1 protein-coding gene is annotated in these 554 nt (G+C 52.3%); it reads left to right on the top strand.

The features are described 5' to 3' along the window. On the top strand, positions 1 to 554 hold a 554-nt coding region (locus tag GWG06_RS30395), incomplete at both ends, for an AMP-binding protein (RefSeq protein WP_160718182.1).

Raw genomic sequence — 554 nt, 5'->3', positions numbered from 1 at the left:
GCTTCCCTGTTTGCGCATATCAGCAATTGCGTGGTGGTAGACAGTGACTGGGAACATATCAGCAGCTATCCGGTTACAGCACCGGAATTTACCCGCCTGCCGGAGCAGGTGGCCTATGTGATCTATACATCAGGTTCTACGGGCCGCCCGAAAGGCGTGCTGATAGAACATCAGAACGTGGTGCGTCTGTTTGAGACAGATATGCCGTTATATGATTTCCATGAGCAGGATGTCTGGACGATGTTCCACTCTTTCTGTTTTGATTTTTCTGTCTGGGAGATGTACGGCGCGTTGTTCTACGGTGGCCGGCTGGTAGTAGTGCCGAAGCCTGTAACGCAGGATACCGGCCTGTTTGGCGAGCTGCTGATCCGTGAAGGCGTCACCGTGTTGAACCAGACACCTTCATCTTTCTATGTCTTACAGGATTATCTGACCAACCGCATTACTTCTACCACCATCCGTTATGTGATCTTCGGTGGTGAAGCCTTGAACCCCGGCAAGCTGCAGCCCTGGCAGCAGCTGTATCCGGCAAGCCGTCTGATTAACATGTACGG

Origin of the sequence: Chitinophaga solisilvae, assembly GCF_009928525.1 — a bacterium.
GTDB lineage: Bacteria > Bacteroidota > Bacteroidia > Chitinophagales > Chitinophagaceae > Chitinophaga > Chitinophaga solisilvae.
Note: the sequence above shows the minus strand (reverse complement) of the source record. Positions and strands in the feature narration are given on the sequence as shown.